Raw genomic sequence first — 16,032 nt, forward strand, 5'->3', positions numbered from 1 at the left:
CGGCCATCGCACGGGCCTATTGGCTTTTGTGATGGTCGGTTGCACACTCGGGGAGGAGTCGACCGTCGGCACGGTGCCGGCGGCGCCGATGCGGCAGGCGGTCTCCTGTCGTGGGAGAGCCTTTGATGGCGGCGAGCGTACGCATGCGCAATACACTGACGCTGTTTTCCTCGAACGACGATGTGCTGTGCCACCGGGTGCGCCTGGTCCTGGCGGCCAAGGGCGTCACCTTCGACTTCGTTCCGGTCGATCCGCAGAACCCGCCCGAAGACCTGATCGATCTCAATCCGTACCACTCGGTGCCGACCCTGGTGGAGCGCGAGCTGGTGCTCTACGCCGCGTCGGTGGTGAGCGAGTACCTGGACGAGCGCTACCCGCATCCGCCGCTGATGCCGGTCGATCCGCTGTCGCGTGCGCGCATCCGCCTGGCGATGCTGCGCATCGAGCACGACTGGGTGCCACAGGTGCAGGCCATCCAGCTGGGCAACAAGACCCAGGCCGAGGCCGGGCGCAAGCGCCTGAAGGAACTGCTGACCGCCTCGCTTCCGCTGTTCAAGGCCAGCAAGTTCTTCCTCAACCCGGAAATGAGCCTGGCCGACTGCGCCATGGCCCCGATCATCTGGCGGCTGCAATCGCTGGATGTGCCACTTCCGAAGGATGGCAAGGCGATCGAGGACTACGGTAACCGCATCTTCCGCCACCCCGGTTTCGTCCGCAGCCTGACCGAGCAGGAAAAGAAGCTGCGCGACCTGCCGGCCTGATCCGGCCCGCGTTACCCGTCTGCACGCCGACCGGCGTGCAGGCGATCCGCCCCGGCGGGGCGCCGGGCGCGTACACTTCACGCATGACCGAAGACTTCTTCCACATGACCAGCCACCGCCCGTACCTGCTGCGGGCGCTGGTGGAATGGATCAACGACAACCAGCTGACCCCGCACATCCTGGTCGACGCCGGCGTTCCCGGCGTGCAGGTGCCGCCTTCGGCGGTCAAGGATGGCCGGGTCGTGCTCAACATCGCCGAACGTGCCGTCGTACGGCTGATGATCGACAACGAGATGGTGAGCTTCTCGGCGCGCTTCTCCGGTACCAGCTACCCGGTGCAGGTGCCGATCAGCGCCGTGCTGGCGGTCTATGCCCGCGAGACCGGGCAGGGCATGGCGCTGCCGGATGATATCCCGGGCAGCGAAACCGCGCCGACCAGCGACGAACTGCTGCACGAGGAAGGCACGCCGCCGGACGATACGCCGCCAGCCAGCCCGCCGCCGAAGGGGCGGCCGAACCTGCGCGTGGTCAAGTAACCAAGTAACGGTGGGTGCCGACCGTTGGTCGGCACGCCTTCAGCCCTTACACATCCTCGGCATCCTCCGCATCCGGCCGGATCTGGCTGATCCGCGCCGCGCCGGGGCCGGTGAACGAGATCAACTGGTCGCCACGCAGCACCATGCGACCCACGTGGCGATCGATGCCATCGTAGGAATACTCGAACTTGAAGGTGCGCTCGAACCCAAGCCGGCCATCCTCGCCGCGCGACAGGCGCAGGCCGGTGGCGTGCACCGCCTGATCCAGCCATTGCACATCAGCTGCGCGGCAGGCATTGCGGCCCAATTCAACGGCGCGCTCTGCGGCCGAGCGTGCCGCGTTCCAGAAGAAGTAGATGATTCCGCCGGCAATCAGCAACAGCAGCAGGGTAGGCATGGCGTCAGCCGTCAGAGGTCGATCCCGCAAAGATGGCGGCGAACGCGCGCTGGATCAAGCGCTGCACTCACCGCCGCGGCTGCGGTTCGCTGGACACCGGCTGCGCGGGCACGATGATCGGTTGCGGTGCCGGAGTGGGCTGCATCGGCGTCGCAGTGGGCGAGGGCATCACCAGCGGTGAGGTTGCAGTCAGCTGCAGCAGGGCTGCCCAGTCCTGGCGGTTGAAGCTGCATTCGTCCTCGCGCCCTGGCGTGCAGCTCGGGTCGATGCCGGTGCTGTTGCGTTCGCGCGCCGGTGGCAGCTTGATCAGCCCGGTGCGGTCCAGCGGCAGCAGCCGCATCGCTACGGTGTTCATCACGTTGCCACCGACCAGGTACAGGGTCTGGTCGCCCCCCAGGTTGGCTGCCACCACCACTTCGCAATGCGACTTCCAGTGGCCCACCGAGCCGTTGCCCAGCGCCTGCACCAGCCCGCTGTAGCTGAGCGTGGTGCTGCGGTCGCGCAGGAAGCACAGCAGGTCGCCCGGCGCGGGTTTGGCCGTGGCCGGGTCGACCAGCCGGTACGGCACGCCCGAGGGGCCGCCCTGGTATGCGGCACGGATGTAGTCGATGTGGCGAGGCGAGGTATTGAAGCCAGGAACGCCGGACTGCACCATTACCCAGGAGATGAACGCGGCCGACCACGGGTTGTCGATCAGGAACGCGCGGCAGTCACTGTCGGTGTAGCGCGTGCCCAGCGGTGCCAGGCAGCTGCTGGCGCCGGCGATGCTGCCCATCGCGTTGAGCGTGCCGCTGTTTCGCCAGTAGCCAGCCACGCGCTGCCAGGCGATCAGTCCGTTGTCGGCCAGGTGATCGCTTTCGGCCTCGGTGACGCTGAGGCTGGCGGCACGGCCTTCACGATCGATGAAGGGCCGGTACCAGAGCCGGTGCTCATTGCAGGCGGTGTTGCGGATGGCCACCGCCAACGGACTCAGGCCGAAGCGGGGCGGTACGTCGCAGGCTTCGGCGGCCGCTGCGGACAAGGGCGCTGCGGCCAGCAGCAGGCAGGCAGGCAAGAGCATCCGGCGCATGCGCGGCTCCTGTGGGGGGGGCCCGCAGCGTCGCAGAGGCGGCCGTAGCCGAGCCGTGAAGGCGTTCCGGTCGTGCAGAGCCGAGCCCACGCTCGGCTCATCGCGCAAAGCGGGGGCAGGGCGCGCCGCAGATCGAGAAGCAGCCGAGCGTAGGCTCGACAACGTCCCGCAGGCCTCAAGCCGGAGGCGGGCCCAGCTTCAGCGACAGATCGATGGCCTGCACATGCTTGGTCAGCCCGCCGATGGAGATGCAGTCCACGCCGTCTTCGGCGATCGAACGCAGGCCGCCCAGGCCGACGCTGCCGGAGACTTCCAGTGGAATGCGGCCGGCCGTGATGCGTACGGCTTCGCGACGCAGGTCGGGGCTGAAGTCGTCCAGCAGGATGCGTTCGCACCCGGCTTCCAACGCCTGGCGCAGCTGCGCCAGGTCTTCGACCTCCACCACCAGCGGCAGCGCAGGCCACTGCCGGCGTGCGGCGGCCACCGCTGCGGCCAGCGAACCGGCGGCACGGATATGGTTCTCCTTCAGCATCACCGTGTCGTACAGGCCGAAGCGGTGGTTCTCGCCACCGCCGCAGCGCACCGCGTACTTCTGCGCCAGGCGCAGGCCGGGCAGGGTCTTGCGGGTGTCGAGGATGCGCGTGCCGGTACCGGCCACTGCCGCTACGTAGCGGGCGGTGGTGGTGGCGGTGCCGGACAGCGTCTGCAGGAAATTCAGAGAGGTGCGCTCGGCACTGACCAGACTGCGGCTGCGCCCGTGCAGCAGGGCCAGCACGGTGCCGGCAGTGACCGGGTCACCTTCGGAGACACGCCATTCGATGCGCACCTCCGGGTCGAGTGCGCGGTGGGTGGCGTCGAACCAGGGGCGACCGGCGATCACTCCGTCCTGCTTGCAGAGCAGGTAAGCGCTGTCGGCCTGGTCGGGCAGCAGCGCAGCGGTGACGTCGCCGCTGCCCAGGTCCTCGGCCAGCGCACGCGCGACATCGGCGGCGACAACGGCCGCGTCCGGCGTCGGCAGCGCGCTCATGCGGCCGGGAAGTCGGCGATCTGGGCGGTGGGAATGGCTTCCTCGGCCAGCAGCACCGGAATGCCATCGTCCACGCGGAAGACCTGCTTGCGGTCGCGGGTGACCAGTGCCTCGCGCAGCGGCTGCGCCAGCGGGTTGCCATCGGCCTTGGTCACCGCGCCGGCGGAAATGGCCTTGTTGAGGGCTTCCAGGCCCTTGCCATCCAGCAGGGACAGGGGCTGGCGGGTGTCCGGCGACACCAGCAGGTCGAGCAGCTTGCGATCCATGGTTCTTCGTCTTGCGTGGAAGATGGCTAGAATACGTCTTTAAGGCAGGTGACGGCCAATGACCCCCAACCCGATCGCGCCGCTTGTCGGCATCGTCATGGGTTCCCGTTCCGACTGGGAAACCATGCAGCACGCCGCCCAGAAGCTAGAAGCCCTGGGTGTTCCGTTCGAAGTGAAGGTGGTGTCCGCGCATCGGACGCCGGATGTGTTGTTCAGTTACGCCGAGCAGGCGGGCCCGCGTGGCCTGCGGGCCATCATCGCCGGTGCAGGCGGGGCCGCGCACCTGCCGGGCATGATCGCGGCCAAGACCGCCGTGCCGGTGCTGGGTGTGCCGGTGCAGTCCAAGGCCCTCAACGGCATGGATTCGCTGCTGTCGATCGTGCAGATGCCGGCCGGTATCCCGGTCGCCACCTTTGCCATCGGCAACGCCGGCGCCTCCAACGCCGCGCTGTTCGCCGCTGCGATGCTGGCCAGCGACCAGCCGGCGATCGGCCAGGCGCTCGATGCCTTCCGTGCACGCCAGACCGAAGACGTGATGGCCCACGACGATCCGCGCCAATGAGCCTGACCGTCGGCATCCTGGGCGGCGGCCAGCTCGCCCGCATGATGGTCCTGGCCGGTGCGCCGCTGGGGCTGCGCTTCGAACTGTATGACCCGGCCGCTGATGCCTGCAGCGGCCCGCTGGCGCCGCTCACCGTGGGCGCCTTCGATGACCGCCAGGCCCTGGCGGACTTCGCTGCCAAGGTCGATGTGGTCACCTTCGATTTCGAGAATGTGCCGGCCGACAGTGCGCAGTGGCTGGCCGACCGCGTGCCGGTCTACCCGCCGCCGTCGGCGCTGGCTGTCGCACAGGACCGGCTCAGCGAGAAGACCCTGTTCCAGCAGCTGGGCATTCCGCTGCCGGCCTTCGCCGATATCCGCAGCCGCGACGAACTGGCCGCCAAGGCCGCCGAATTCGGCCTGCCGTGCATCCTCAAGACCCGTCGCCTCGGCTATGACGGCAAGGGCCAGTTCCGCCTGCGCAGCGAGGCCGACATCGATGCCGCGTGGGATGCGCTGGGTGCACAGGTCGAGCGTACCGGCCTGATCCTGGAAGGCTTCGTGGCCTTCCAGCGCGAAGTCAGCGTGGTTGCCGTGCGTGGCCGCGATGGCAGCTTCGAGGCCTGGCCGGTCACCGGCAACTGGCATGTCGACGGCGTGCTGTCGGCCAGCGTGGCCCCGGCCGTGTTGTCCGACACCGAGCAGCAGGCCGCGATCGGCTATGCCCGCCGCGTTGCCGAGCACCTGCAGTACGTCGGCGTGTTCGCGCTGGAGCTGTTCTGCCGCGATGGCGAACTGCTGGCCAACGAGATGGCGCCGCGCGTGCACAACTCCGGCCACTGGACCATCGAAGGCAGCGAAACCTCGCAGTTCGAGAATCACCTGCGCGCCGTGCTGGGCCTGCCGCTGGGCAGCACCCGCATGCTGGGTCACGCCTGCATGCTGAACTGGCTGGGCGTGATGCCCGACCCGGCACCGGTACTGGCCCAGGCCAGCGGCCACTGGCACGACTACGGGAAGGAACCGCGCGAGGGCCGCAAGGTCGGCCACGCCACGTTGCGCGACGATGATGCCGCTGCATTGGCCGATGCGCTGGATCAGGTCGGCCTGGAACTGGACCGCCAGGCCCAGGTGGCGCCGGCGGTACACGCGCTGCGCAATCGCTGAGCCCGGGCGTGCCGGCCAATGGCCGGCACAACCTTGTATGCCTGCAACGGTGTGGCGCGCCGGTGCAGGCATCGGCGCACCATTGCCGGTGGTAGCGTGGAGCTCCTTTCACAGGAGTCACGACCATGCTCGACTGGAATGCCTACCGCAAGGAACTGAAGGGCCGTATCGGCGAGATCGGCAAGCTCTCGCCGGACACGGTCAAGGGCTACGCGACCCTGGCCAATGCCGGCGCCCAGACCAACCATCTGGATGCCAAGACCCGCGAACTGATCGCGCTGGCAGTGGCGGTGACCACCCGCTGCGATGGCTGCATCACCGTACATGTGGATGCAGCGCTGAAGCATGGCGCCAGCCGCGAGGAAATCGCCGAAGCACTGGGCGTGGCGGTGTCGCTCAATGCAGGCGCCGCGCTGGTGTATTCGGCACGGGTGATGGACGCGGTGGCCGCGCACGAGAACGCGTGAAGCGTGATCTGTAGAGCCGAGCCCATGCTCGGCTGGCCGGACAGCAGCCGAGCATGGGCTCGGCTCTACAGGGATCAGCGCAGCTGGCTTTCGGCGAATTCCCAGTTGACCAGCTGCCAGAAGGCGTCCAGGTAACGCGCCCGGTCATTCTGGTACTCGGTGTAGTAGGCGTGCTCCCATACATCGCAGCACAGCAGCGGGGTGCTTTCGCCGGTCAGCGGCGTGCCGGCGTTGCGGGTGGCCTGGATGCCGAGCTGGCCACCGGGGTGCTGCACCAGCCATACCCAGCCCGAGCCGAACAGGCCCAACGCCGTGCGGTTGAACTCCTCGCGCAGGCGCTGCGCGTCACCGAACTGGCGCTTGACCAGCTCGCCCAATCGGCCCTGCGGCTCGCCGCCGCCGCGCGGCCGCAGGCACTGCCAATAGAAGCCGTGGTTCCAGGCCTGGGCGGCCGCATCGAACAGCCTGCCCTGGGCGTGGCGGACGATCTCATCCAGCGACGCTTCCTCCCACTCGGTGCCGAGGATGCCGGCGTTGACGGCATCCACATAGGCGCGATGGTGGCGGCCGTGGTGCAGTTCCACGGTCTGTGCGGACAGGTGCGGCTGCAGGGAGCCGGGAAGGTAGGGCAGGGCAGGCAATTCAACAGGCATGGACAGGTTCGTGGCCAGAGGGGCGGCGGCAGCCGGTTCCATCCGCTTACAATGGCGGCTACCGTGGGCAGTCTAGCCGACCACCGCGGTCGGTTTGTCCGGCGAAGCAAGGAGTGTGGTTGTGGCGGTAATGCAGCAAATCCAGGCCGAGGTCGATCGTTACCCGCTCGTGCTGTTCATGAAGGGCACCCCGCAATACCCGATGTGCGGCTTCTCCAGCCGCGCGGTACAGGCGTTGATGGCGGCCGGCGCCGTCACCCTGCGCACCGTCAACGTGCTGGAAGAACCCGAGATCCGCGCCAACCTGCCGCGCTTTTCCAACCTGCCGACCTTCCCGCAGCTGTTCATCAACGGTGAGTTGATTGGTGGCTGTGACATTGTCCTGGAGTTGTTCGAAGCCGGCGAGCTCAAGCGCATCGTCGAAGAGGCGACCCAGGGATGAGTGCCTGGCCATCGACGTCACCGGCCGACGGGGCGCTCGATGGCCGCCCGTTGCAGGATCGCGTAGTGCTGGTCGCCGGTGCCGGTGGCGGATTGGGTAGTGCGGCGGCAGTGGCTGCTGCGGCCGCCGGTGCCACCGTGGTCCTGCTGGGCCGCAAGCCGCGCCGCCTGGACCGTGTCTACGCCCAGGTGCAGGCGGTCGGCCCGGAGCCGCTGCTGTATCCACTGGACCTGGAAGGCGCGGGCCCCGACGACTATGCCGAGCTGGCCCAGGCCCTGCAGCGCGAGCTGGGGCGATTGGACGGCCTGCTGGTCTGTGCCGCTCACTTCCCTGGCCTGACCCCGTTTGAACTGGCCGACCCGGCCAGTTTCGCCCGCGCGGTGCACGTCACCCTGACCGCGCCGGCCTGGCTGGCCCAGGCCTGCCTGCCGCTGCTGCGGCAGCGTGAAGATGCTGCGCTGGTGTTTGCGGTCGATGCTCCCGAACGGGTGGGGCAGGCTTACTGGGGCGGTTATGGCGTGGCCCAGCATGGCCTGCGTGGCCTGATCGCCAGCCTGCACGACGAACTCGGCCGCAGCCCGGTAAGGGTCAGTGGCCTGTACCCCGGTCCGCTGCGCACAGCCCTGCGGGCCCGGGCCTATTCCGTTGATCAGGACCCGGCCGCCCAAGGCCCGGAAGCCGCAGCGGCAGCGGCGGTGACCCTGTTGTCCGGCGCTGGCGCCGCCTGGCGGGGCAAGATTCTCGATGCCAGCGAGGCGCCCCCTGCGGAGTGAGTGCCGGGGAAAGACAGAGTGAAGAACCCGTCACGATTGCGTTGCGAACCGGTGCCGTTTGTCGCACAACCGTCACATTGATGGCGTAGCGTGTTAATCTAGTGTTAACCGTTAGGGCTGCCTTCAGCCGAGCGGTAGGGAACCCCAGATAACTCTCCGATCAGCCACCCGCAGGGCTGCTTGGATGCGCTTTTTTTCCGCCATCGCCAACTCGCATCGAGGCTACCGAAAAATGACCCACCCACTCCGGATGTCCAAGCTTACCCTTGGTCTCGTGGCTGCACTTGCTGCCGCTCCCGCCTTCGCCCAGAGCAGCACCTCCGCCGGTGTCGGCGGCCAGGTGATGTCCGCCGCAGGCCAGCCTGTTGCCGGCGCTGAAGTCACCATCACGCACACCGAGTCGGGCACTGTTTCGCGTGCCACCACCGATGCGTCGGGTCGCTACAACGCGCGCGGCCTGCGCGTGGGTGGTCCGTACACCATCACCATCACCAAGCCCGGTGAAGGCACCAAGACCGAAGAAGGTGTCTACCTGAACCTGAACCAGGTCAACACCGTCAATGCCAACCTGGGCGGTGATCTGGCTGCGACCAACCTGGACGCGGTGAACGTTGTCGCCACTGCCGGCGGCCTGGATCTGTTCAGCGCCAACAAGATGGGCACCGGCACCAACGTGACCCGCGAAACGATGGATGCATTGCCGTCGGCCAGCCGCAACATCCAGGACTACGTCCGCCTGGATCCGCGCATCTCGCAGGTCAGCAAGGCTGACGGCGCGATCTCGGCCGGTGGCCAGAACACCCGTTACAACGCCATCCGCATCGACGGCATCAGCGCCTCCGATCCGTTCGGCCTGGGCTCCAACAACCTGCCGACCGAGCGTCAGCCGGTGTCGATGGACGCCATCCAGGAAATCAACATCGACCTGGCCAACTACGACACCACCATCGCCGGTGGTACCGGTGCGGTGATCAACGCCGTGACCAAGTCGGGCACCAATGAATTCCACGGCACCGTGTACGGCTCGTACCGCGACAAGGACATGGTCCGTTCGCGCCTGGAAGGTGACAAGCAGGACTTCAACGGCTTCGAGGACGAGAAGACCTACGGCATGACCTTCGGCGGCCCGATCGTCAAGGACAAGCTGTTCTTCTTCACCAACTATGAAAAGTACGAACGCTCGGCTGCCGGCGTCGCCCTGAGCGACACGCCGATCGGCCGTGGCACCATCACCCAGCAGCAGATCACCGACGTCCAGAACTTCCTGGGCAAGCTGGGCTACGATCCGGGCAGCCTGACGGCGCCGAACAGCAAGACCGAGATCGAGGAGTATGCGGTCAAGCTGGACTGGAACATCAACGAGAACCACCGTGCGGCCCTGCGCTACAACAAGATGGAGCAGAACGTCGTTCGCTTCCCGCAGGTCAGCAGCAGCGCCATCTCGCTGAGCAACTTCTGGTACCAGCAGCCCACCGAGTACGAAACCTGGATGGGCGAACTGTTCAGTGACTGGTCCGAGAACTTCTCGACCGAGTTCAAGGTCTCGCACAAGGATTACTCGGCCAACCGCGTCCCGCTGGTCGACATGCCGCAGATCCGCATCAAGTCGGGCAACGATTCGCTGTACGTCGGTACCGAACAGAACACCCACGTCAACATCGTCGAGTCGAAGGAACTGAGCGCCTTTGGTGCCGGTACCTGGTACATCGGTGACCACACCGTCAAGTTCGGCTTCGATTACTCGAAGAATGACCTGATGAACTTCTACGGCCGCAACCTCAACGGCGTGTACGAATTCAACAGCGTCAACGATTTCCTGGCGGGCAAGGCTTCGCGCTACCAGCTGCGTGCTCCTCGCGCCGATGGCAGCCGCAGCGACATCCCGGCCGACTTCACCCTGAAGAACACCGGCGTGTTCGTGCAGGACACCTGGGCGATCAACTACAACCTGAACCTGATGTTCGGCGTGCGCATCGACATGCCTGACTTCAGCACCCAGCGCCTGTACAACCCGCGCATCGAGCAGCTGTACGGCTTCAACAACACCAAGCTGGTCGACAAGAACCTGGTGCAGCCGCGCGTCGGCTTCAACTACACCTTCGACAGCGATCGCCCGACCCAGCTGCGCGGTGGCGTGGGCCTGTTCGGCGGCGCCGCCCCGAACGTGTGGCTGGCAGGTGCCTACCAGAACACCGGCCTGAACTACATCGAGTACGACGAGCGCAGCATCCCGGCCGGTGCCTTCACTCCGGACGGCAACAACCCGTACATCCCGGCCGGTGGCCCGGCTTCGGCCCGTCAGAACGTCGACATCATCGCGCCGGGCACCCGCCTGCCGTCGGTGTGGAAGGCCAACCTGGCGTTCGACCATGAGCTGCCGTGGTACGGCATCGTCGCGTCGGCCGAAGTGCTGTTCACCAAGGTCAAGGACGGCATCTACTTCGACCGTCTGGACGTGTCGGCGCCGACCGCCTTCGGTCAGGATGGCCGTGCGATCTACTGGAACGATGCTGGACGCAACTCGGCGAACACTCGCATCGATAAGGGTGTCGACTACGGCATCTCCACCGGTACCAAAAATGCAGTTGATCGTTTCAACCGTCCGAAGGACATCGGCGACGTTCTGGTCCTGCGCAATACCGACAAGGGTCGCGGCACCCAGGCCACCTTCTCGCTGGCCAAGCCGCTGACCGAGAACTGGGGCTGGTCGCTGGGTTACACCTACACCAAGTCGACCGAGGTCAGCCCGCTGTCCAGCTCGCAGAACACCTCGAACTGGAACAACACGCTCATCTTCAACGCCAATGAGAACGTGGCCTACAATTCGCGTTACGCGATGAAGGACCGCGTCACCGGCACCCTGGAGTGGAAGCACAACTTCTTCGGTGACAACGCCACCCGCGTGGGCCTGTTCTACGAAGGTCGCTCGGGCCGTCCGTACAGCTACATCTTCTACAACGATGCCAACGGCGACGGTGCCACCACCAACGACCTGTTCTACGTGCCGAAGGGTCCGGGCGACGTGCTGTTCACCGGTGGTGCCGCGATGGAGAAGCAGTTCTTCGATTGGCTGGCGCAGAATCCGGAACTCGATGCCTACCGCGGCAGCGTGGTCCCGGCCAACCGCCACCGCGCCTCGTGGGTCAACAGCTTCGATGTCCGCGTCAGCCAGGAATTCCCGGGCTTCATGAAGGGGCACAAGGGTGAAGTCGCCCTGGACATCATGAATGTCGGCAACCTGCTGAACAAGAAGTGGGGCCTGATCGACGACTACGGCTTCTACTCGACCCGTCGCGTTGCCAACTACGCAGGTATCGATCCGGCCACCGGCAAGTACGTGTACTCCTTCACCGGTTCGACCGACAACCCGTCGGTGCAGGAAAACAACAACGACAAGGGCAACACCGCCGTGTCGCGTTGGTCGATGCAGCTGACCCTGAAGTACAAGTTCTGATCCATCAGCGCTTGAAGTGGTAAGTGGAAACGGCTGGGGAAACCCGGCCGTTTTCCGTTCAGGCGAAAGTCCTTGCAGGGCGTGGGGCAACGGCGTAGCATCCAGAAATGTGCGCGGTGCCAACGCCGCCGATGCGGTCCCGGAATGGCGGACGCGGGCGGCACACATCCAACGGTCGGGCTTCCCGGCCGTTTTGCTTTTTAAGGGGGCGGCAGTACAGTCGGAAACCTTGAAGGAAGCGAAAAATTGGATATGACCACGAACGAAAAATCGGCCCGTGCACTGCCGGTGCAGGATGCCCGGATCTACCCGCGCGGTGGGCTGGATGTGCTGTCGCGGGCCGAGGTGGCCCGCCTGCGCGATGCCTCCGCCGGCGGCATGCATGAGCTGCTGCGCCGCTGCGCGCTGGCCGTGCTGACCAGCGGCAGCGCCTCCGACGATCCGCGCGCTGCGCGCGATCTCTACCCTGATTTCGACATCCAAGTAGCGCAGCAGGATCGCGGCGTGCGCATCGATCTGGTCAACGCACCGGCGATGGCCTTCGTCGACGGCGAGATCATCCGCGGTGTCGCCGAACTGCTGTTCGCCGTCGTGCGCGACCTGGCCTACATGGCCATCGAAATGGGCCCGGCCTACGCGGCCGAGCTGGAGTCATCCGAGGGCATCACCAACGCGGTGTTCGGCCTGCTGCGCAACGCGCGCATCCTCAATCCGGGTGATCCGAACCTGGTGGTGTGCTGGGGCGGACACTCGATCTCGCGCGACGAATACCTGTACACCAAGCAGGTGGGCTATGAACTGGGCCTGCGCGGCCTGGACATCTGCACCGGCTGTGGCCCGGGTGCGATGAAGGGCCCGATGAAGGGTGCCACCATCGCCCACGCCAAGCAGCGCCGTACCGTGACGCGTTACATCGGCCTGACCGAGCCGGGCATCATCGCCGCCGAGTCGCCGAACCCGATCGTCAACCACCTGGTGATCATGCCGGACATCGAGAAGCGCCTTGAGGCCTTCGTCCGCATCGGCCACGGCATCATCGTGTTCGCCGGTGGCGTCGGTACCGCCGAAGAGATCCTGTACCTGCTCGGCATCCTGCTGCGCGAGGAGAACAAGGACCTGCCGTTCCCGCTGATCCTGACCGGCCCGACGGTAGCGGCACCGTACTTCGAGCAGATTGATCGCTTCATCCGCCTGACCCTGGGCGATGCGGCTGCCGAGCGCTACGAGATCATCATCGGCGACCCGGTGGCGGTTGCGAAGAAGATGGCCACCGGCATCAAGCGCGTGCGCGAGCACCGCCTGGCGCAGAAAGACTCGTTCTTCTTCAACTGGTCGATCGAGATTCCGTGGGAGTACCAGCAGCCGTTCGTACCCACCCACGAAGCGATGGCGGCGCTGGACCTGCACCACGGGCGTGCCCCGCACGCGCTGGCGGCCGACCTGCGCCGCGCGTTCTCGGGCATCGTCGCCGGCAACGTGAAGGAAGACGGCATGCGCCGCATCGAGCAGTTCGGGCCGTTCCAGATCCACGGTGACCCGGACATGATGCAGGCGCTGGATGCGCTGCTGCGCGCTTTCGTCGAACAGCGCCGGATGAAGATCTCCGGCGAGTACCAGCCCTGCTACCAGGTGCTGGCCTGAACCCGCGCCGGCGCGATGGGGATCGCGCCGGCACGGGCAGGGGAGGACGGGTCGTCAAGGCTTTGACGCCCGTCGCCCCGGATTGACCGTTCATCCTGCCGCCGCTTGCCGGTGGCGGGGCGATGGCCCATCGTGGCCACCAACACGCTGGGGAGCGTCCAATGTCTTTGCGCCGGCAAAACGGCTTCACGCTGGTTGAGTTGATGGTCACGGTTGCCGTGCTGGCGATCGTGGCCGCGATCGCCTTTCCGAGCTTCCAGGGCACTCTCCGCTCCAATCGGGTTGCGTCGGCAAACAATGAAGTCCTGGGCCTGCTCAGCCTGGCGCGGAGCGAGGCAATTCGCAGCAACCGCGGCGGTGGCGTGTGTGGCAGCAGCGACGGCGCGAGCTGTGACGGTAACTGGTCTGCCGGCATGCTGGCCTTCACTGACACCGATGGTGATGGCACGATGTCCTCCGAGGAAACCGTACTGCGGTTCGTCAGCGGCAGCCCCAAGCTGCAGCTGAGTGGGCCGTCGGAAGAGATCGCCTTCGATGGGCGGGGGCGCCGCAGGGCCGCCAGCGATCAGTCGATCCAGCTGGAGCCGGATGTGTGCAGCAAGGGCGCACTGGACAAACGCACTCTTACGGTAAATGCCTCTGGGCAGATCCGCAGCAGCAAGGAAACCTGCTCATGAACCCGCGTTCCATCCGCGCACGCCAAGCGGGCGGCTTCACTCTGCTGGAAGTGCTGGTTGCAATTATCGTTCTGGCATTCGGCCTGCTGGGATTCGCCCTGCTGCAGACCATGAACGTCCGCTTCGTACAGAGCGCCAACTATCGTACCCAGGCAACCAATCTCGCCTACGACCTGACCGAGCAGATGCGCAGCAACCGCTATCAAGCGGCGTGGTACACCGCCGCGTCGTTTGAGGCAGGCAGCAAAACCGCAGAGAAGGCGTGCACGGCCGACACCGGCGACGTCGCTATTGCTGCAAAAATTGAACGTTGGCAATGCCAGGTTGTGAAGGCGCTGGGTGACGATGCCGGTGCCGAGGTGACCTACAAGGGGGGCGTGGTGAACGTCGCGATCACCTGGGGCGACCAGCGCTGGGATCCGGATGATCCGGACAAGGCCACTACCTTCGCGCTGGCGACGGAACTGTGAGCATGACCATGAAACATCGTACCTCCATGGCTGGTCTATCGCTGGTCGAACTGATGGTTGCGCTGGTGATCAGCTTGGTGTTGATGCTGGGCGTGGTCCAGGTGTTCATTGCCTCACAGACGGCTTCGCGCCTGTCTGAGGGGGCCTCCCGCGTCCAGGAAAATGCACGATTCGCGTTGGACTTCCTGGAGCGGGACATCCGGATGGCCGGGCACATGGGCTGCGTCAACGACCAGGCCCATGTAGTGAAGAATCAGGGAGACCCGGTATCGCATCTCGGTGCGACCTCCGGTGATGGCAGTCCGTTGGATTTCAGTGTTTCCATCCAGGGCTTCGACGCTCCCGACACGGCTCCCGGTGGCAGTCTGGCGCTGGGCGCGGACTGGTCGGCGCCCCAGGGCCTGCCGGCCGCGATCGCCGGATTGAGCCCGGCACCGGCCGGCGGCAGCGATGTGCTGCTGCTCCGGTTCTTCGCCCCGATGGGGGCGCCGGTCACGGCGATCTCTTCCAATGGCGGCGATGCACTCCTGGACGTGGATAGTGACCACGTCGCACGCCTGACCAGCGATGGCATCAGCACGCCCACTCTGTTCGGCATCGCTGACTGTGGGCATGCCGATGTGTTCGCAGGCACGTTGAGCGCTGCGCGGGTGACTGCGACCTCTCTGGACCTGTCGCGCTACGTGGCCCAGCCAACCGGGCAGACGATGCTCTATCGCGCCGAGTCGATGGTCTATTACGTGGGTATCAATCCGGAGACGAAACAGCCTGGCCTGCGGCGAGCGCGCGCCGACAGCGATGGGGAATACACGATCAATGAAGAGTTGGTGGAAGGCATCGAAAGCCTGCAGCTGATGTACGGCCTGGACAACACTGCCAACATCAGTATCAGCACTCCGCCGGCCGGCAACATCACCCAGCTCGACGCAGCCGGCGGGGTCAGCACGGATGCCAATGCCGAGGGTGCTGCACAGTGGTTGCGCGTGGGGCAGGTGCAGGTTGGATTGCTGGCGCGCAGCCCATCGCCGTCGTCCTCGGCCCAATCGGCCAATGCGCTATCGGTGCTCGGCGTTGAGTTCACCAACAGTGACAAGCCCGACGGTCGCTACCGGTCCAGTTATGAAGTGTCGATTGCCCTGCGCAATCGCTTGTTCGGAAACTGATCATGCCCCATTTCCAGCGTTCATTCAGACCCATCACCGCCCCCCGCCAGCAACGCGGTGCGGTGTTGTATGTCGCGTTGATCATGCTCATCCTGCTGGCATTGCTGGGTATCGCTGGCATGCAGGTGGCGGGCATGCAGGAGAAGATGGCAGCCAACTACCGAGCCGCCAACCGGGCGTTCCAGAATTCAGAAGGTGTGGTGCGTGCAGCCGAGCGCACGGTGGAACAGATCGCCAATCGCCAGGATGTCGGCGACGAGAGCCTGGTACAGGCCAGCGATGTGTCGCGGGTCTGCGATGACGGATTTGACCCGGCCGATTGGGCCGTGGAGCGCCGCGACGATACTCGCCCTGCCGTCAACGTAAGGCAGATCGACAGTTGCGTCATTGGTGAATCGGCACTTGAGATGGGGCGGCCACTGGAAGACATCACACCGATCTACCAGATCACCGGATTTGCCACTGACGATGCGGATGCCAGCTCGTCCGCAGTGGTCATCGATACCGTATTCAAACTCTGAGGACGCAG

18 protein-coding genes are annotated in these 16,032 nt (G+C 65.8%); 13 read left to right on the forward strand and 5 right to left on the reverse strand.

The annotated features are described in order from the left end of the window. The first annotated feature begins 125 nt into the window (after positions 1 to 125). Together ACTXG9_RS06300 and ACTXG9_RS06305 are read left to right on the forward strand one after the other, a co-directional pair. The gene (locus ACTXG9_RS06300) at positions 126 to 761 is read left to right on the forward strand and encodes a glutathione S-transferase N-terminal domain-containing protein (protein ID WP_021203577.1); all 636 of its coding nucleotides are present in this window, start codon (positions 126 to 128) and stop codon (positions 759 to 761) included. Between the two features lie 83 nt (positions 762 to 844). Then, positions 845 to 1,297 (forward strand): ClpXP protease specificity-enhancing factor, encoded by a 453-nt coding sequence (locus ACTXG9_RS06305; RefSeq protein ID WP_019659028.1) that lies wholly within the window; start codon positions 845 to 847, stop codon positions 1,295 to 1,297. Between the two features lie 46 nt (positions 1,298 to 1,343). Here ACTXG9_RS06305 and ACTXG9_RS06310 read toward each other — a convergent pair whose 3' ends face one another. From ACTXG9_RS06310 to ACTXG9_RS06325, 4 genes are all read right to left on the reverse strand, one after another. Next, positions 1,344 to 1,694, reverse strand: coding sequence for a DUF3301 domain-containing protein (locus ACTXG9_RS06310; RefSeq protein WP_049423257.1), 351 nt, complete (start codon positions 1,692 to 1,694; stop codon positions 1,344 to 1,346). 67 nt (positions 1,695 to 1,761) lie between these two features. Continuing rightward, positions 1,762 to 2,763 carry a DUF2272 domain-containing protein gene (locus ACTXG9_RS06315; RefSeq protein ID WP_111097901.1) on the reverse strand — a complete coding sequence of 334 codons (1,002 nt, stop codon included), beginning with the start codon at positions 2,761 to 2,763 and terminating at the stop codon, positions 1,762 to 1,764. A gap of 175 nt (positions 2,764 to 2,938) precedes the next feature. Beyond that, positions 2,939 to 3,790: a carboxylating nicotinate-nucleotide diphosphorylase gene (nadC, locus tag ACTXG9_RS06320; RefSeq protein ID WP_021203580.1), complete on the reverse strand. Its 852-nt coding sequence runs from the start codon at positions 3,788 to 3,790 to the stop codon at positions 2,939 to 2,941. After that, positions 3,787 to 4,056 carry a Trm112 family protein gene (locus tag ACTXG9_RS06325; protein WP_019659024.1) on the reverse strand — a complete coding sequence of 90 codons (270 nt, stop codon included), beginning with the start codon at positions 4,054 to 4,056 and terminating at the stop codon, positions 3,787 to 3,789. The genes nadC and ACTXG9_RS06325 overlap by 4 nt, the downstream gene beginning before the upstream one ends. Positions 4,057 to 4,114: 58 nt before the next feature. Between ACTXG9_RS06325 and purE the strand changes: the two genes are divergently transcribed. The 3 genes from purE (at position 4,115) to ACTXG9_RS06340 (ending at position 6,230) form a co-directional block, all read left to right on the forward strand. After that, a complete protein-coding gene (purE, locus tag ACTXG9_RS06330) occupies positions 4,115 to 4,618 on the forward strand; it encodes a 5-(carboxyamino)imidazole ribonucleotide mutase (RefSeq protein WP_005412808.1) in 504 nt (167 codons plus the stop codon). Continuing rightward, complete coding sequence (locus ACTXG9_RS06335; RefSeq protein ID WP_021203581.1) at positions 4,615 to 5,763, forward strand: 5-(carboxyamino)imidazole ribonucleotide synthase; 1,149 nt, start codon at positions 4,615 to 4,617, stop codon at positions 5,761 to 5,763. Before purE ends, ACTXG9_RS06335 begins: the two co-directional genes overlap by 4 nt. Before the next feature lie 125 nt (positions 5,764 to 5,888). Then, the gene (locus tag ACTXG9_RS06340; protein WP_019659022.1) at positions 5,889 to 6,230 is read left to right on the forward strand and encodes a carboxymuconolactone decarboxylase family protein; all 342 of its coding nucleotides are present in this window, start codon (positions 5,889 to 5,891) and stop codon (positions 6,228 to 6,230) included. 74 nt (positions 6,231 to 6,304) lie between these two features. On the opposite strand, the gene ACTXG9_RS06345 is transcribed toward ACTXG9_RS06340, so the two are convergent. Beyond that, positions 6,305 to 6,883: a superoxide dismutase gene (locus ACTXG9_RS06345; protein ID WP_058979595.1), complete on the reverse strand. Its 579-nt coding sequence runs from the start codon at positions 6,881 to 6,883 to the stop codon at positions 6,305 to 6,307. A gap of 121 nt (positions 6,884 to 7,004) precedes the next feature. Here ACTXG9_RS06345 and grxD point away from each other — a divergent pair, with 121 nt between their 5' ends. From grxD to ACTXG9_RS06385, 8 genes are all read left to right on the forward strand, one after another. Further along, entirely contained in the window at positions 7,005 to 7,325 is a 321-nt protein-coding gene (gene grxD, locus ACTXG9_RS06350) for a Grx4 family monothiol glutaredoxin (protein ID WP_005408852.1), read from the forward strand. Continuing rightward, the gene (locus ACTXG9_RS06355) at positions 7,322 to 8,098 is read left to right on the forward strand and encodes an SDR family NAD(P)-dependent oxidoreductase (RefSeq protein ID WP_111097902.1); all 777 of its coding nucleotides are present in this window, start codon (positions 7,322 to 7,324) and stop codon (positions 8,096 to 8,098) included. Before grxD ends, ACTXG9_RS06355 begins: the two co-directional genes overlap by 4 nt. Before the next feature lie 232 nt (positions 8,099 to 8,330). Further along, positions 8,331 to 11,552 (forward strand): TonB-dependent receptor, encoded by a 3,222-nt coding sequence (locus ACTXG9_RS06360; protein WP_021203584.1) that lies wholly within the window; start codon positions 8,331 to 8,333, stop codon positions 11,550 to 11,552. Between the two features lie 252 nt (positions 11,553 to 11,804). Further along, positions 11,805 to 13,193, forward strand: a complete 1,389-nt coding sequence (ppnN, locus tag ACTXG9_RS06365) for a nucleotide 5'-monophosphate nucleosidase PpnN (protein WP_019659018.1) — start codon at positions 11,805 to 11,807, stop codon at positions 13,191 to 13,193. 161 nt (positions 13,194 to 13,354) lie between these two features. Further along, a complete protein-coding gene (locus ACTXG9_RS06370) occupies positions 13,355 to 13,870 on the forward strand; it encodes a GspH/FimT family pseudopilin (protein WP_021203585.1) in 516 nt (171 codons plus the stop codon). Continuing rightward, positions 13,867 to 14,340, forward strand: coding sequence for a type IV pilus modification protein PilV (gene pilV / locus ACTXG9_RS06375; RefSeq protein ID WP_021203586.1), 474 nt, complete (start codon positions 13,867 to 13,869; stop codon positions 14,338 to 14,340). The genes ACTXG9_RS06370 and pilV overlap by 4 nt, the downstream gene beginning before the upstream one ends. 2 nt (positions 14,341 to 14,342) lie before the next feature. Next, entirely contained in the window at positions 14,343 to 15,503 is a 1,161-nt protein-coding gene (locus ACTXG9_RS06380) for a PilW family protein (RefSeq protein WP_233653026.1), read from the forward strand. A 2-nt stretch (positions 15,504 to 15,505) separates the two neighbouring features. Beyond that, positions 15,506 to 16,024, forward strand: a complete 519-nt coding sequence (locus ACTXG9_RS06385; protein ID WP_111097904.1) for a PilX N-terminal domain-containing pilus assembly protein — start codon at positions 15,506 to 15,508, stop codon at positions 16,022 to 16,024. Positions 16,025 to 16,032 lie beyond the last annotated feature (8 nt).

It is taken from the genome of Stenotrophomonas maltophilia group sp. LNF247 (assembly GCF_054083135.1).

Coding starts and splice junctions, on each gene's coding strand:
- purE (WP_005412808.1), top strand. CDS start 4,115: ATGACCCCCAACCCGATCGCGCCGCTTGTCGGCATCGTCATGGGTTCC.
- ppnN (WP_019659018.1), top strand. CDS start 11,805: ATGACCACGAACGAAAAATCGGCCCGTGCACTGCCGGTGCAGGATGCC.
- ACTXG9_RS06355 (WP_111097902.1), top strand. CDS start 7,322: ATGAGTGCCTGGCCATCGACGTCACCGGCCGACGGGGCGCTCGATGGC.
- ACTXG9_RS06325 (WP_019659024.1), bottom strand. CDS start 4,056: ATGGATCGCAAGCTGCTCGACCTGCTGGTGTCGCCGGACACCCGCCAG.
- ACTXG9_RS06370 (WP_021203585.1), top strand. CDS start 13,355: ATGTCTTTGCGCCGGCAAAACGGCTTCACGCTGGTTGAGTTGATGGTC.
- nadC (WP_021203580.1), bottom strand. CDS start 3,790: ATGAGCGCGCTGCCGACGCCGGACGCGGCCGTTGTCGCCGCCGATGTC.
- ACTXG9_RS06315 (WP_111097901.1), bottom strand. CDS start 2,763: ATGCGCCGGATGCTCTTGCCTGCCTGCCTGCTGCTGGCCGCAGCGCCC.
- ACTXG9_RS06380 (WP_233653026.1), top strand. CDS start 14,343: ATGACCATGAAACATCGTACCTCCATGGCTGGTCTATCGCTGGTCGAA.
- ACTXG9_RS06385 (WP_111097904.1), top strand. CDS start 15,506: ATGCCCCATTTCCAGCGTTCATTCAGACCCATCACCGCCCCCCGCCAG.
- ACTXG9_RS06340 (WP_019659022.1), top strand. CDS start 5,889: ATGCTCGACTGGAATGCCTACCGCAAGGAACTGAAGGGCCGTATCGGC.
- ACTXG9_RS06335 (WP_021203581.1), top strand. CDS start 4,615: ATGAGCCTGACCGTCGGCATCCTGGGCGGCGGCCAGCTCGCCCGCATG.
- ACTXG9_RS06305 (WP_019659028.1), top strand. CDS start 845: ATGACCGAAGACTTCTTCCACATGACCAGCCACCGCCCGTACCTGCTG.
- ACTXG9_RS06300 (WP_021203577.1), top strand. CDS start 126: ATGGCGGCGAGCGTACGCATGCGCAATACACTGACGCTGTTTTCCTCG.
- ACTXG9_RS06310 (WP_049423257.1), bottom strand. CDS start 1,694: ATGCCTACCCTGCTGCTGTTGCTGATTGCCGGCGGAATCATCTACTTC.
- ACTXG9_RS06345 (WP_058979595.1), bottom strand. CDS start 6,883: ATGCCTGTTGAATTGCCTGCCCTGCCCTACCTTCCCGGCTCCCTGCAG.
- ACTXG9_RS06360 (WP_021203584.1), top strand. CDS start 8,331: ATGACCCACCCACTCCGGATGTCCAAGCTTACCCTTGGTCTCGTGGCT.
- pilV (WP_021203586.1), top strand. CDS start 13,867: ATGAACCCGCGTTCCATCCGCGCACGCCAAGCGGGCGGCTTCACTCTG.